This window comes from Pseudonocardia lutea (assembly GCF_042658055.1).
Taxonomy (GTDB): Bacteria; Actinomycetota; Actinomycetes; order Mycobacteriales; family Pseudonocardiaceae; genus Pseudonocardia; species Pseudonocardia lutea.
Genome location: NZ_JBHSQK010000010.1, coordinates 15,564 through 29,759, shown reverse-complemented (window position 1 = coordinate 29,759; position 14,196 = coordinate 15,564). Strand labels below are relative to the sequence as shown.

Annotated in this window: 13 protein-coding genes; 5 read left to right on the top strand and 8 right to left on the bottom strand. The window is 74.3% G+C overall.

All coding sequences use genetic code 11. From position 1 onward, the window contains the following. Positions 1 to 27: 27 nt before the first annotated feature. The gene (locus tag ACFQH9_RS05615) at positions 28 to 531 is read left to right on the top strand and encodes a flavin reductase family protein (protein ID WP_379564812.1); all 504 of its coding nucleotides are present in this window, start codon (positions 28 to 30) and stop codon (positions 529 to 531) included. Between the two features lie 54 nt (positions 532 to 585). Here ACFQH9_RS05615 and ACFQH9_RS05610 read toward each other — a convergent pair whose 3' ends face one another. Together ACFQH9_RS05610 and ACFQH9_RS05605 are read right to left on the bottom strand one after the other, a co-directional pair. Then, positions 586 to 1,824, bottom strand: coding sequence for a CaiB/BaiF CoA transferase family protein (locus ACFQH9_RS05610; RefSeq protein WP_379564811.1), 1,239 nt, complete (start codon positions 1,822 to 1,824; stop codon positions 586 to 588). A 77-nt stretch (positions 1,825 to 1,901) separates the two neighbouring features. Next, positions 1,902 to 2,912, bottom strand: a complete 1,011-nt coding sequence (locus ACFQH9_RS05605; RefSeq protein ID WP_379564810.1) for an AraC family transcriptional regulator — start codon at positions 2,910 to 2,912, stop codon at positions 1,902 to 1,904. A gap of 360 nt (positions 2,913 to 3,272) precedes the next feature. Here ACFQH9_RS05605 and ACFQH9_RS05600 point away from each other — a divergent pair, with 360 nt between their 5' ends. The 3 genes from ACFQH9_RS05600 to ACFQH9_RS05590 all read left to right on the top strand — a co-directional run bounded on the left by ACFQH9_RS05600 (position 3,273) and on the right by ACFQH9_RS05590 (position 6,584). Beyond that, positions 3,273 to 4,751, top strand: coding sequence for an aldehyde dehydrogenase (locus ACFQH9_RS05600; protein WP_379564809.1), 1,479 nt, complete (start codon positions 3,273 to 3,275; stop codon positions 4,749 to 4,751). 104 nt (positions 4,752 to 4,855) lie between these two features. After that, the gene (locus tag ACFQH9_RS05595; protein ID WP_379564808.1) at positions 4,856 to 6,034 is read left to right on the top strand and encodes an LLM class flavin-dependent oxidoreductase; all 1,179 of its coding nucleotides are present in this window, start codon (positions 4,856 to 4,858) and stop codon (positions 6,032 to 6,034) included. A gap of 163 nt (positions 6,035 to 6,197) precedes the next feature. Next, the gene (locus ACFQH9_RS05590; protein WP_379564807.1) at positions 6,198 to 6,584 is read left to right on the top strand and encodes a DUF5313 family protein; all 387 of its coding nucleotides are present in this window, start codon (positions 6,198 to 6,200) and stop codon (positions 6,582 to 6,584) included. Between the two features lie 39 nt (positions 6,585 to 6,623). On the opposite strand, the gene ACFQH9_RS05585 is transcribed toward ACFQH9_RS05590, so the two are convergent. From ACFQH9_RS05585 to ACFQH9_RS05565, 5 genes are all read right to left on the bottom strand, one after another. Then, entirely contained in the window at positions 6,624 to 6,905 is a 282-nt protein-coding gene (locus tag ACFQH9_RS05585) for a hypothetical protein (RefSeq protein ID WP_379564806.1), read from the bottom strand. Continuing rightward, entirely contained in the window at positions 6,905 to 8,317 is a 1,413-nt protein-coding gene (locus ACFQH9_RS05580) for an O-antigen ligase family protein (protein ID WP_379564805.1), read from the bottom strand. Before ACFQH9_RS05580 ends, ACFQH9_RS05585 begins: the two co-directional genes overlap by 1 nt. Positions 8,318 to 8,458: 141 nt before the next feature. Next, complete coding sequence (locus ACFQH9_RS05575) at positions 8,459 to 8,662, bottom strand: hypothetical protein (RefSeq protein WP_379564804.1); 204 nt, start codon at positions 8,660 to 8,662, stop codon at positions 8,459 to 8,461. A 29-nt stretch (positions 8,663 to 8,691) separates the two neighbouring features. After that, the gene (locus ACFQH9_RS05570) at positions 8,692 to 9,444 is read right to left on the bottom strand and encodes a class I SAM-dependent methyltransferase (protein WP_379564803.1); all 753 of its coding nucleotides are present in this window, start codon (positions 9,442 to 9,444) and stop codon (positions 8,692 to 8,694) included. Positions 9,445 to 9,503: 59 nt separating this feature from the next. Beyond that, positions 9,504 to 11,138, bottom strand: coding sequence for a glycoside hydrolase family 13 protein (locus ACFQH9_RS05565; protein ID WP_379564802.1), 1,635 nt, complete (start codon positions 11,136 to 11,138; stop codon positions 9,504 to 9,506). Between the two features lie 65 nt (positions 11,139 to 11,203). On the opposite strand from ACFQH9_RS05565, the gene ACFQH9_RS05560 reads away from it, so the two are divergent. Beyond that, on the top strand, positions 11,204 to 12,211 hold the full coding sequence (locus tag ACFQH9_RS05560; protein ID WP_379564801.1) for a LacI family DNA-binding transcriptional regulator: 1,008 nt from the start codon (positions 11,204 to 11,206) through the stop codon (positions 12,209 to 12,211). 264 nt (positions 12,212 to 12,475) lie between these two features. Here ACFQH9_RS05560 and ACFQH9_RS05555 read toward each other — a convergent pair whose 3' ends face one another. Continuing rightward, positions 12,476 to 13,759: an MFS transporter gene (locus tag ACFQH9_RS05555; protein WP_379564800.1), complete on the bottom strand. Its 1,284-nt coding sequence runs from the start codon at positions 13,757 to 13,759 to the stop codon at positions 12,476 to 12,478. Between the last annotated feature and the right edge of the window lie 437 nt (positions 13,760 to 14,196).

Sequence of the window (14,196 nt, the reverse complement as noted above, 5' to 3'; positions counted from 1 at the left end):
CGCGCGGGCGGCCTACCGTCGCCCGGCATGGACGAGACGACGCACGTCGAGGTGCCCGGGGCGGTCGCGCCCGCCCGGATGCGGGAGGTGCTGGGGCACTTCGCCTCCGGCATCGTAGTGGTCACCGCGATCACCCCCGGCGGGCCCGCCGGTTTCACCTGCCAGTCCTTCAGCTCGCTGTCGCTCGATCCGCCGCTGGTCTCCTTCAGTCCCGCCCGCACGTCGTCGACCTGGCCGCGGATCCGGGAGGCGGGCGCCTTCTGCGTCAACGTCCTCGCCGACGGGCACGAGGAGCTCAGCTCCGCCTTCGCCCGCTCGGGCACCGACAAGTACGCCGGGGTCGCGTGGACGCCCGCCCCGTCCGGCGCGCCGAGGCTCGACGGCGTCGCGGCGTGGATCGACTGCACCCTCGCCGACGAGTTCCCGGGCGGGGACCACACGATCGTCGTCGGGCGGGTGCAGGACCTGGGAGCCGACCCGTCCCGGGCACCCCTGCTGTTCCACCGCGGGGCCTACGGCATCACCGGGTGAGGGGCGTGCGGCCGGTTCGGGCCGGGGACCGGCCGCAGGGCGGGTACCTCCGGTTCAGATCACGCCGGCGCCGCGCAGGGCGTCGAGCTCGGTCGCGTCGAGACCGAGCAGTCCGGTGTAGACCTCGTCGTTGTGCGTCCCGGGCCGTGGGGGCCCGGCCCACCGGACCGCGCCGGGGGTGCCGGTGAGCACCGGCATCACCCCGGGTCCGAGGACCTCCTTGCCGATCGCCTCGTCGAAGTGCGGCACCAGCATGTCCCGGGCCCGGAACTGCGGGTTCGCCACCACCTCGGCCACCGTGTCCACCGGGCCGACGACCACGCCGGCCTCCTCGAGCACCCGGGTCAGCTCGTCGGCGTCGTGCCGCCCGGCCCACTCGGCCACGACGGCGTCGATCTCGTCCTGGTGCTCGCCGCGGGGCACGTGCGTGGCGAAGCGCGGATCCGTCACCAGGTCCTCGCGGCCCATCGCGGTGCAGAGCCGGGCGAAGACGGTGTCCTGGTTGGCCGCGATGATCAGCCACCGGCCGTCCCGGCTGCGGTAGAGGTTCGACGGGGCGAGCTTGTCCAGCCGGGTGCCCGACGGCTGCCGGACCAGCCCCGTCGCGTCGTAGTCCGGGATCACCGACTCCAGCATCGCCAGGCAGGCCTCGGCCAGCGCGACGTCGACGACCTGGCCCTTCCCCTGCCGGGGACCCCGCCGGCCACGGGCCAGGAGCGCGGCGAGCACGCCCTGCATCGCGAACATCCCGCCCAGCGAGTCGCCCAGGGACAGCGCCGCGCGCGGCGGTGGCCCGCCGGGGAAGCCGTTGAGATAGCGCATGCCACCCGCCGCCTCGGCCACCGACGCATAGCCGGGACGCCGGCTGAGCGGCCCGGTCTGCCCGTATCCCGAGACGCGGGCGAGGACCAGCCCCGGGTTGCGCGCGGAGAGCACGTCGTAGCCCAGGCCCCAGCGCTCCAGCGTCCCGGGCCGGAAGCTCTCCACCACCACGTCGGCGGTGTCGACCAGGCGCAGGAAGAGCGCGCGGCCCTCGTCGCGGCGCAGGTCGAGGGTCACGCAGCGCTTGTTGCGGGCGTGCACGGTCCAGAAGAAGTGATGGCCGTCCTGCTCGGCCTGGCCCCACACGCGCAGCGGGTCCGGCCGGTCCGGCGCCTCGATCTTGATGACGTCCGCGCCGTGGTCGGCGAGCAGCCGACCGCAGAAGGGACCGGCGATGAGGGTGCCGAGCTCCAGCACCCGGATGCCGTCGAGGGCGGCGGGGGGACCGGCGGGGGAGTCGTCGTCGAGCACGCCGCCGACCGTAGGAGCCCGGCGGCCCCGCGGCCATCCGGTGACGGCCGCGGGACAGCCGCCGAGTGCCGGGGACCCTAGCCGGCCCGCTCCCGCAGGGTCTCGCGCGGCAGCTCGCCGAAGCGCTCCCGGTACTGCTGGGCGAAGCGGCTCTGGTGGAAGAAGCCCCAGCGCAGCGCCACCTCTGTGACCCGGGTCGACGCCGGGTCGCAGCGCAGCAGCTCGGCGCGGACGTGGTCGAGCCGGATGCGGCGCAGGTGGGTCATCGGCGACTCGCCGAGCTCCTGCTGGAAGGTCGCGTGCAGGGTGCGGACGCTCATGCAGCCCACCCGGGCCAGCTCCTGAGGGGTGAGCGGCTCGTCGGCGTGCTGCTCCATGTAGTCGAGGACGGGGCGCAGCCGGCCGGAGCGCACGGGGTCGGCGGGCGCGAGCAGCGCGTCCGTGTACTGGTGGCGGCCCGCGTGCAGCAGCTGTGTCATCACGAACGCCTCGTACTGCTCGCGCGCGATCGGCATGTCGGCCAGCCCGCCCGGGCGGTCGAGCTCGCGCACGAAGAACTCGACCGAGGCCAGCAGGGTGCGCCCCGCCGGCGTGGTGAGGTCGATCCCGTAGTCGAAGTCGAGCACGTCGTGCACCGGGCGGTTGAGCTGCTCGCTCAGGTGGTCCTCCAGGCTGCGGCGCGGGATCTTCAGGATCAGCTGCTCGGCGTCGGGGGACCAGCGGACGGTGTTCTCCTGGTCCGGGAGCAGCACGATCCCGCTGGTCCGCGCGGCGGTCGAGGCGCGCCCACCGTCCGTGCGGCTGGCCGCGGTGCGGCCCGCCGTCGTCAGGTTGACGTGGTAGTTGTCCTCGGTGGGCGGCATCACGAGCTTCGCCGCGGACTTGTAGGTCAGGTAGCCGACCGTGAACAGCCGGTCCGAGGTCGCGTTGAGCGTCATCTCGAGCCGGTCGTCCGGCGCGGACAGGTCGTGGTCGAGGTACACCCGCGTCACGGCCTCGCGGGCCTGCTCGAGGCTGCGGGTGTCGAGGACGGGATAGCGCGTCAGTCGGGCGGGAGGGACCTGCACGGGCTCGGCAGCGGCCTCCATCCGGACACCTCCTCGTGTCGGGTCGCGGCGCGCTCCCTCACCGCGGGTCGGCCGGTCCGGTCGGGGCCGTCCGATCAAGGTGCGTCCGACAGTAGGGCCCGTCCGGCGCTCCTACTAGCCCGAGAGCGCGAGGCGCTATCCGTTGAGCGCACGGCTGCCACCAGGCCGTGTGCCGCTGGTCTCGCACGGAACGGATCCGCGGCTGCGGTCCGCGGATATCGGCGCCCCCCGGCGGGTCCCTAGCGTCCTTCGTCGTCCGATGCCGGAGCCCGGTCCCGGTGCGTGGCCGGCTCCGCTCCGGTCGCGCGCTCCGGCCCTGCGAGGTCCCCCCGGACCCCGACCCGACGACAGGAGAGGTCGATGACGACATCCCTCGAGGACGTGAAGCTCTTCATCGGCGGCAGGTCCGTCGACGCCCGCTCGGGCCGCACGTTCGAGTCGCTCAACCCGTACACCGGCGAGCCGTGGGCCCGCCTCGCCGACGGCGGCCCGGAGGACGTCGACGAGGCCGTCGCCGCGGCCCGCGCCGCCTTCGAGGGCGAGTGGGGCGCCATGACCGGCTTCCAGCGCGCCGCGATCATGCGCCGGTGCGGCGACGCGATCGCCGCGCACGCCGAGCGGCTGGCCCGGCTGGAGGTCAACGACTCCGGGAAGCTGCTGCGCGAGATGCTCGGCCAGCTGAAGTCGCTGCCGCAGTGGTACTACTACTTCTCCGGGCTGGCCGACAAGATCGAGGGCCGCACCGTCCCGCCGGTCAACCCGAACTACTTCGGCTACACCCGCCGCGAGCCGGTCGGCGTCGTCGGGGCGATCACGCCGTGGAACTCGCCGCTCCTGCTGCTGACGTTCAAGCTGGCGCCGGCGCTGGCCGCCGGGTGCACGATGGTCGTCAAGCCGTCGGAGCACGCACCGGCATCGACCGTCGCCTTCGCCGAGATCCTGTACGAGGCCGGGTTGCCCGCCGGGGTGCTCAACGTCGTGACGGGCTGGGACCGGTCCACCGGCGAGGCCCTGTCCACGCACCCGGGCGTCGACAAGATCGCCTTCACCGGCTCCTCCGCGACCGGGGCCAAGGTCGCGCAGGCCGCGGTGGCCAACTTCAACCGGGTCACCCTGGAGCTGGGCGGCAAGTCCCCGCAGATCGTGTTCCCCGACGCCGACCTCGACGCCGCGGCCAACGGCCTGGTCGCGGGCGTGTTCGCGGCGACCGGGCAGACCTGCATGGCCGGCTCTCGGCTGATCGTGCACGCCGACGTGCACGACGAGCTGGTCTCCAAGGTGGTCGAACGGGCCGATTCGATCGTGCTCGGCGACCCCACCGAGGCGGACACCGAGATGGGTCCGGTCGCGAACCGGCCGCAGTACGAGAAGGTCCTCGGCTACCTGCAGGGCGCGGCCGCGGAAGGCGCCACCTTCGCCTGCGGCGGCGAGCCCGACGCCGAGCGGGGCGGTCTGTTCGTCAAGCCCACCGTGGTCACGAACGTGACACCGGAGAACACCATCGTGCGCGAGGAGGTGTTCGGGCCGGTGCTGGCCGCCTACACCTTCACCGACGAGGACGAGGCCCTGAAACTGGCCAACGACACCCCGTACGGGCTGGCCGGCGCGGTGTGGACCAAGGACGTGCACCGCGCGCACCGGGTCGCGGCGAAGCTGCGCGCCGGCACGGTGTGGATCAACGCCTACCGGGTGATCGCCCCCAACATGCCCTTCGGCGGCTTCGGCGCCAGCGGGTTGGGCCGGGAGAACGGCGTCGACGCGATCAACGAGTACACCGAGAACAAGTCGGTGTTCGTCGAGCTCACGGGCGGGACCCGGGACCCCTTCCAGCTCGGCTGACCGGCACGAACGGCGCTTCCCCTCGCACCCGGCGCACCACCGGCACTTCCGCTCACCTTGCGCACGAACGGCACCTTCGTGCGAACCCGTCCCAGGAGACGACCATGACCGTGACCGCCAACGAACGCCTCGGCCTCGCCCCCACCGACCCCCGCCCGGCGTCGGAGACCACGCCGGCCGCCGACCGCACCGAGACCAACCCGCTGTTCGGCGACCAGAAGATGAAGCTCGGCCTGTTCGGCACGAACTGCTCGTACGGGCTGATCATGAGCCACGCGCCGTCGACCTACGAGATCACCTGGGCGCACACCAAGGAGATCGCGCAGCGCGCCGACCGGCTCGGCTTCGACGTGCTCGTGCCGGTGGCCCGCTGGAAGGGTTTCGGCGGGTCGACCAACTTCAACGGCAACTGCTTCGAGACCTACACCTGGGCGGCCGGGATCGCCGAGGCCACCGAGCGGATCGCGGTCGCGGCGACCTCGCACCTGCCCACGATGCACCCGATCGTCGCGGCCAAGCAGGCGACCACGGTCGACCGGATCTCCGGCGGGCGGTTCGCGCTGAACATGGTGATGGGCTGGGTGCCGCCGGAGATGGAGATGTTCGGCTCCGAGCAGCGCGAGCACGACGAGCGCTACGCCTACGGCCAGGAGTGGCTGGATTTCGTCACCAAGCTCTGGACCGAGGAGGGCACCTTCGCGATCCACTCCAGGTACTTCGACGCCGAGCTGCTCGAGGCCTACCCCAAGCCCCACCAGGGCCCGCGTCCGGCGCTGCTCAACGCCGGCAACTCGCCGTCGGGCATCGAGTTCTCCGCCCGCAACGTCGACTTCAACTTCGCCTCGCTCGACACCCTGGAGAACATCAAGGCCTACACCGACAAGGTCAAGAGCAAGGCGCGCGACGACTACCAGCGCGACATCCACGTCATGACCTACGGCCTCGTCGTCTGCCGGGACACCGAGGAGGAGGCGAAGCGGGCGTTCCAGCAGGTCGTCGACCTGGGCGACTGGGGCGCGGCCGGCAACGTCATCAAGATCGCCGGTTCCGGGGCCAGCCAGTCCTTCGACCACGCCGTCAAGGAGATGCAGGAGCGCTTCATCGCCGGCTGGGGCGGCTACCCGATCGTCGGGACGCCCGAGCAGGTCACCGAGGAGCTCGGCAAGCTCAACGACGCGGGCATGGAGGGCATGATCTTCGGACTCATCGACTACAACGAGGAGCTGAAGTACTTCGGCGAGAGGGTCATGCCGCTACTCGAGGAGGCGGGGCTGCGACACTGATCGCGACCGCACACGGCGCACCGCCCCGAGCCGCCGGTCGCCGGGGCGGTCCGGCCGGTCCCCGATCGCTGCGAGGGTGACGCGGTGGCCGTTCCGGCAGCACTGGCGGCACTTCCGCGGCGATCTTGGTGCCTGGGGCCCCCTCACGACTAGCCTCGGACGCGTGGCGGTGCGGCGGCCGGGGCCGGTCCGGTGGGTCCGGTACGCGCTGGGCGGGCGGCTGCCGGCGCGGTACCGCGAGTGGGTGCTGTACGACGCGACCTGCCGCACCTGGGTGGCCCGGCACCTGGTGCGCACGGCGGTCCCGCTCACGCTGGTCTCGGTGCCGATCGTGCTGTTCGTTCCCGGCCCGCTGTGGGTACGGCTCTGCGGGCTGCTGCTGGGCTGGCTGGTCTCCGCCCAGTTCGCGATCTTCCTGCTGCACGACTCGGTGGACCACCGCGTGCGCAAGGCCGGCTACCCGCCGGGCCACGCGCAGGCCGTGCGCGACGCCGCGGCCCGCGCGATCCGGGAGCGGGGGCGGGCCCGCTACGACTCGAAGTACCGGTAGGGGCGGGCGGCCGGCACGGGTGCCGGCCGCCCGCGCCGGTCAGAACGGGCTGCCGGGCACCCCCGGCAGCGCGGGCTGCACCGCCGGCGCGCTGAACCCGCCGACCGGGCCGCAGAGCCCGGCCGGCACGGGGGCGCTGTCCTGCCCCACGGCCACGCCGGTGCCGAGGCCGGGCAGGTTCGTGCAGGTCACGTAGCTGGGCGGGCTGAACTGAGCGAGGGCCGGGGCGGCTCCGCCGGCCCAGACCAGCACCCCGCTGGCGGCGAGGACCAGACCGGCACGCAGCGCGGTGCGGGCGCGGCCGGAGGACGGGCGACTCATCAGGCGGGCTCCTTCGTCGTTCGGGTGTCGGTGCGGGCGGGGGCGGGCAGGAGGGTGGCCACGGCGAGGCACACCAGCAGCGGCAACGCGGGGACGTGCCAGAGGAAGTCGAGCGCGCTCTGCGTGGCGAACGCGGCGAGGACGGCGAGGGCGCCGGCGGCGCGGAGCGGGAGGCGGCGGGCCGTCCGGCGATGCAGTGCACCGACGACCAGCGCGAGGGCCCCGGCCAGCACGAGCGCCAGGCCGACGAGCCCGGTCTCCGCCGCGACCTGCAGGTACTCGAGGTGCGTGAACCAGGCGTGCACCAGCCGTCCGGAATGGTCGACGTAGGTGAGGTCCAACAGCCCGGGGCCGACGCCGGTGACCGGTGCGGACGCGAAGTGCTCCAGCGTCTCCCGAGCCAGGTCGACCCGGTCCGCGGACGCGCCGGTCAACCGGCTGTCGGCGATCGCGTCCACCGCGACCGCCGGGCCGGGCCCCCACACAGGGCCGGTCACGAGGTCGGCGAGGCCGAGGAGCAGCGCGCCCAGCCCGGACGCGGTCGCGGCCCGTCGTCGCCGGCTCGCCGCGAGCAGCACGGCAGCCCCCGCCACCACCCCGGAGAGGCCGAGCAGCGGACGCGGCGCGGCTCCCTCGGGCAGGGCGGGCAGCAGGGCGGCGCACGGCAGCGCCACGGCCGGCACCACGGGCAGCAGCCCGCGGAGGCTGCGGCGGCCGGCGGCGGTGGCGACCAGCACGGCGAGCCCCACCGCCAGCGCCAGCACGGCGCCGCGACTCATGGTGACCGCGAGCCCGAGCAGGAGCGCGGCGACCACGGCCCGGCGGAGCAGCGGGCGGGACGCCGGCAGCGTGACCAGCGCGAGCAGCAGGCCGGTGACCAGGGCGGCGCCCGCCGCATTGGCGTAGGTGATCACGGAAGCGGCCCGCCACAGGCCGGCGGAGGGCATCGACAACGGGGACAGGTGCAGGGCCGTCCCGATCCAGGCCGTCGCGGCGGCGACCACGGCGAGGGCGAGTGCGACGGCCTGCAGCAGGCGGCGTCCCTCGCCGCCGAGCCCGGCCGCGACCGGCAGGGCGACCGCGAGCAGCAGCGCGACGGCCGAGGAGGGCACCGCGTAGGCCACCGTCCCGTCGAGCAGGCCCCGGACCAGGACCCACAGCGCGAAGCCGGCCCAGCAGGCCGCAGCGACGGACGCCGGGCGTGTGGTCGACGTGCGGCCGAGCAGGGCCAGCAGGCCGGCGCCGGCGACGAGTGCGGCCACCACGGTGAACGGGCCGGCGTAGAACGCGCCCTGAGCCAGGACGGCGACGCCGAGGGCCGTGCCCAGCAGGGTGGCGCGCCCGTCCCACCCCGCGGTGCGGCGGGCGTCCGGGACGACCGCGGCGGCGGTCCGTGGGGCGGTGACGGTCATGGTGTGTGCTCCCTCCCGAGCCGGGAGCGTGCACCCTGCGCAGCCGCGTTGCGCTGCGCGCGCACCGCTTCCACTCGACCGTGTGGCACCCGGAGGCGTGGCCGGGAACGCTTCGTGAGCGCCGCGCCGGGGACCCGTCGCTCAGCGTGAAGGGGCGTGGATCAGCCGACGGCCTTCCGGAATGCGGATCCGGAAGATCGTGTCGCGGCGCAGCGGCGGGCGCCCGGGGCCGGTCCCGCCGAGCACGACGACCTCCGGTTCGCCACCACGCTCGACGGCGGCGACGAGCCCGGGGACGGACCCGTCCTCGACGTACGGGGCCGCGCTGTCCGTGAGGCGGCTCATGCGGGGGAGACCGCCGAGGCGCCCGGGCCTCATCGGGTGGCGTGCACGGTGAGCAGGAGGTCGTCCGGCGCCGGCGGCGCGTCGGAGTGCCCCGAGCGCACCACGACCTCGGCGAACCCGGCGTCGCGGACGGCCCCGGCGATGGCGTCGGCCGACCAGAAGCGGCGCACCCACTGGTTGAGCTCGGTGTGCACGAGCACGCCGTCGACGAACAGCTCGTAGATCCCCACGCCCCGCTCGAGGCCGGTGGCCGGGTCCGTCCGGTGCCCGCCGCGCGCGGTGATGACCGCGCCGTCCGGCCTGACCCACCAGTCCGTCCCGTTCGGCGCGCCGGGCGGCCCCGGACCGGTCTCGACCTCGAAGTGGAAGGTGCCGCCGTGCAGCAGGTGCGCCCGGACCGCGGCGAGGGCCCGGGCGACCTCGTCGTCGCCGGCGATGAGCCCCCACGCCCCGGCGGCGCAGAACGCGGCGCGGTACCGGCGGCGCAACGACAGGTCCTCGGCGCGCTGCTCGTGCAGCCGCCCGGAGACGTCCAGGCCCTGCTCCCGCGCGTGGTCGAGACAGGCGTCCAGCATGGACGGCGAGGCGTCCACACCGTCCACGTCGACGCCGGCCGCGAGCAGCGGCAGCAGGAAGCGCCCGCTGCCGCACATCAGCTCCAGCACGGGCTCGGCCGCGCCGATCACACCACGGTGGAACGCGAGCTCGTCGGGCGGCGCCGTCGGCTTGTCCAGGTCGTACGCCTGGGTCAGCAGGTCCCGGTACTCGGCGCGCGGCTCCACCCCGGAATCGTCCGGGCCGGGCTGCGTCCGCGTCACTCCTGCATCCGGAGCAGCGGCTCTCAGGTCCGCAGCCAGACCGCCGTGTCCTGCGGGAGCTCCCCGTCGTCCGTCAGCGGCCCGCTGGCCAGGAGCACCTCGGCGCCCTCGGGGAGGGCGAACGGGGCGGCGTCGACGTTGAGCAGCAACGCGAAGCCGGGGTCGCGGGCGAACCCGAGGGCTCCCGGGGGGACCTCCGACCAGGTCAGCGGTCCGTCGCCCAGCGCGGGCGTGTCGTGGCGGATCCGCAGCGCCCGCCGGTACAGGGCGAGCACGGACTCGGGGTCCTTGTCCTCGCGCTCCACGGTGAACCGGGAGAACCACTCGGGCTGCGGCAGCCACGGCTGGTCTTCGCCCGGGCCGAAGCCGAAGGGCGGCCCGTCGCCGGACCAGGGGATCGGGACGCGGCAGCCGTCGCGGCCGCGCTGGGTGTGCCCCGACCGGCGCCAGGTCGGGTCGTCCAGCGACGCCTCCGGCAGGTCCTCGACCTCGGGCAGGCCCAGCTCGTCGCCCTGGTAGACGTACGCCCCGCCGGGCAGGGCGAAGATCAGCAGCGCGGCCGCCCGGGTCCGGCGCAGACCCAGCTCGAGGTCCGCTGGCAGGTCGATCATCGAGTCCAGCGAGGTCCCGATGCCGGCGGCGGGGTCGCGGGCCAGGCGCGAGGTGTGCCGGGCGACGTCGTGGTTGGACAGCACCCAGGTCGGCGGGGCCCCGACCGCGGCGTGCTCGCGCAGGGTCCGTTCGACGGACCCGCGCAGCGCCGGGGCGAGCCAGGGTGCCTTGAGGAAGTCGAAGTTGAACGCGGTGTGCAGCTCGTCGGGCCGCAGGTAGCGCGCGAACCGGTCCGCCTCGGGCACCCACGCCTCGGCCACGAACACCTTCGGCGGGTCGTAGGTGTCGGCGAGGGCGCGCCACTCGCGGTAGACGTCGTGCACCTCGTCGCGGTCCCAGTGCGGGTGCGGACCGGGGTCGTGGTGCTGCTTGTCGCCGACGTCGGGCAGGCCCTGCTCCTTGATCAGCGAGTTGGCGACGTCGATCCGGAACCCGTCCACGCCGCGGTCGAACCAGAATCGCAACGTCTTCTCGAAGTCGGCGCGGACCTCGGGGTTCTCCCAGTTCAGGTCGGGCTGCTCGACGTCGAACAGGTGCAGGTACCACTCGCCGGGCGTGCCGTCGGGCTCGGTGACGCGGGTCCACGCGCCGCCGCCGAACATGGCGCGCCAGTCGTTGGGCGGCTCGTCGCCGCTCGGGCCGCGGCCGGGCCGGAAGAGGTAGCGGTCGCGCTCGGGGGAACCGGGCCCGGCCCGCAGCGCCGCGCGGAACCACTCGTGCTCGCTCGAGGTGTGGTTCGGGACGATGTCGAGGATGATCCGCAGGTCTCGCTCGTGCGCCTCGCGGATCAGGGCCTCGGCGTCGGCGAGGGTGCCGAAGCGCGGGTCGACGTCCCGGTAGTCGGACACGTCGTAGCCGGCGTCGGCGAGCGGCGACGGGTACCACGGGTTGATCCAGATCGCGTCGACGCCGAGGTCGGCGATGTGGTCCAGGCGCTGCCGCAGGCCGGCGACGTCGCCGATGCCGTCGCCGTCGGCGTCGGCGAAACTGCGGATGTACACCTGGTAGATCACGGCGCTCCGCCACCACGCGGCCGTGTCGGTCATGGAACCTCCCCGTCGGCGTTGCCTGCTTGTTCCATACTGTTCCACACGTGCGGCAGGGAGGCGGGATGGACAGGCGCAGGGCGAGCATCCGGGACGTCGCGCGCCTCGCCGGGGTGGCGCCGTCGACCGTCTCCCGTTCGCTGACGGGTACGTCCTACGTCGCAGCCGAAACGCAGGAACGCATCCGACGCGCGGTCGACGAGCTGGCCTACCTGCCGCCCGGGCGCCCGGTCCGCCGGGCCGCACCCCCCGCCGTCGCCGCGCTGGCCCGGTTCCCCTCGGCCTGGTTCTTCGCCGAGGCCGTCGGCGGGGTGGAGAAGGTCCTGCGGACGGGCGGGCACCAGCTGCTGCTGCACAACGTCGGTGACCCGGAGGGGCGCGCCCACGTGTTCGCCACGCTCGAGCGCTGGGCCGTCGCCGGGGTGATCGTCGTGGCGTCGTCGTTCACCGACGAGGAGCGGGAGGTGCTGGAGCGGCTCGCGGTGCCGATCGCGGTGGTCGGCGGGACGTTCCCGGGCCGGCCGCGGGTCGGGATCGACGACCGGGCGGGCGCCGCGACCGCCGTGCGGCACCTGGTCGGGCTGGGACACACCGACATCGGGCTGCTGTCCTTCGACCCGGACGACACGGTCGGGCGGGACACCACCGACGCCCGGCGCGCCGGGTTCGCCGCGGCCCTCGGCGAGGCCGGGCTGCCGCTGCGACCGGAGTGGGTGATCCCCGCGGGACACGACGCCGTGGCGGGCGCCCGGGCCGTGGAACGCCTGCTCAGCGGGCCCCGGCTGCCCAGCGCGCTGCTGGCGATGTCCGACGAGATGGCCCTCGGGGCGCTGCGCACCCTGCGGCGGGCCGGGCTCGACGTGCCCGGGCAGATGTCCGTCGTCGGGTTCGACGACCAGGCGGTCGCCGAGTTCGCCGACCTCACCACGATCGCCCAACCGGCCCGTGAGCAGGGCGAACGGGCCGCGACGCTGCTGCTCGACGCGCTCGCCGGCGGGCTGGAGGGCACCCCGGACGTCGACCTGCCCACGCGGTTGGTGGTGCGGGGGACGACCGGGCCGCCGCGTTCCTGACCGGTTCCTGTCGGTGGCATGTGCTGCACTGCACGTGACCGCGGGAAGGGAGGGCCGGGATGTTCGTGCACGGTCACCCGCGTGCCCTCGGATGGGTCAAGGGGCACTACCGCCCGCCGAACTCGCCCACGGAGGAGCAGCTGGGGCTCGAGCTGGAGCTGGTGCCCGCCGTGCCCGGAGTGCCGGAGGTCCCGCGGGTGCCGCAGGTCCCGGAGATCCCGCGGCCGCGGGAGGAGACGAGCCCGGCCGACGCGGCCCCGGGGATCAGCCGGCCAGGTCGCGGTCGCGCGTCTCGGTCAGCGCCAGCACGGACAGGAGGCTGATCACGGCCATCAGCGAGAGGTAGAGCCCGATCGCGATGCCGCCGAAACCGCCCTCCAGCGAGGTCGCCACGAGCGGCGGCACCGCACCGCCGAGCACCCCGCCGAGGCTGTAGGCGATCGAGGCCCCGGAGTAGCGGGTGCGGGTGGCGAACAGCTCGGGCAGGAAGGCGGCCATCGGACCGAACGACAGCCCCATGATCGCGAGCGCGCCGCCCAGCGCGAGCACGACCAGCACGGGCTCGGCGGTGTCGAGCAGCGCGAACATCGCCGGGCCCCACACGATCCCGGCCGCGCACCCGGACAGCACCACCCGCTTGCGGCCGAAGCGGTCCGAGGCCCGCGCCGACAACGCCGTGGCGACGCCGAGGAACACCACCGCGATCATGGTGAGCAGCAGCATCTCGGTGCGGGCGATCCCCAGGACCCGGGTGCCGTAGGAGAGGCAGTAGGTCGTCGCGGTGTAGAAGAGCGCGTACTGGACGATCATGGCGCCGGCGCCGAGGAGGAGCTCGCGCGGCTGGCTGCGCAGCAGCTCGACCAGCGGCACGCGGGTCTTCTCGGCGCGCGCGAACACCGGCGACTCGGCCACCCCCAGCCGCACCCAGAGCCCCACCGCGACGAGCAGTGCGCTGGCGAGGAACGGCACGCGCCAGCCCCAGGCGGCGAAGGACGCGTCGTCCACGAGGGCGGCGAGCAGCAGGAAGACGCCGTTGGCCGCGATGAACCCGATCGCCGGACCGAGTTGCGGGAACATCGTGTAGAGCCCGCGCTTGCCGGGCGGGGCGTGCTCGGCGGCCAGCAGCGCCGCCCCGCCCCACTCGCCGCCGAGCCCGATGCCCTGCACGAACCGCAGCACCACCAGCAGGACCGGGGCCGCGACCCCGATCGTGGCGTAGCCGGGCAGCAGGCCGACCGCCGCCGTCGCCAGACCCATCGTGAGCAGCGAGGCGATCAGCATCGACTTGCGGCCGAGCCGGTCGCCCCAGTGCCCGAACAGCGCCGACCCCAGCGGGCGGGACACGAACGCGACGGCGTTGGTCGAGAAGGCGGCCAGGGTGCCGGCAACCGGGTCGAGCGTCGGGAAGAAGGCGGCGTTCAGGACGAGCGCGGCCGCGATCCCGTACGCGTAGAAGTCGAAGAACTCGATCGTCGTCCCGATGAAGCCGGCCACGGCGATGCGCCCCATCGACACCGTGGACGCCTCGTCCGTCCCACGCCCTGCCATCGTGCTGGTCCCCTTCTGTTGAACGGCGGAACGGTACCTGTCGGGTTCGCGGCCGTCGGCGGGCCGTCGGAGCGGGGACCGGTTCCTCCCGGTCCGTGCGCCGGTGCCCCGTTCCCGGCGGCTCGCGGAGGGCGCGGCCTGGCCGTCAGGTTTCGCGGATTCCGCGCTCACCGCGGCTCGTGCTCCCCGACCGGCGATCGGGTCGGCGCGGCTGGGGTCGTGTCCGCGCGGCTGGGGTCGTGGCGGCGTCGGCACGCTCGGTGCCTCCCCGCGGGAGTTGCGGCACCCTCACTGCGGCCTCACGACTGGCCCGCCAGCGGTCATGATCACCGGCAGTGGACGGCAAGGGCCGGATTTCGATCGCCGCGGTCCACACCTGGTGATCTTGTGCTCCGAGGAGGCCGAGTGTGGGGCACCCGCGTTCGAGGCGGCGGGTG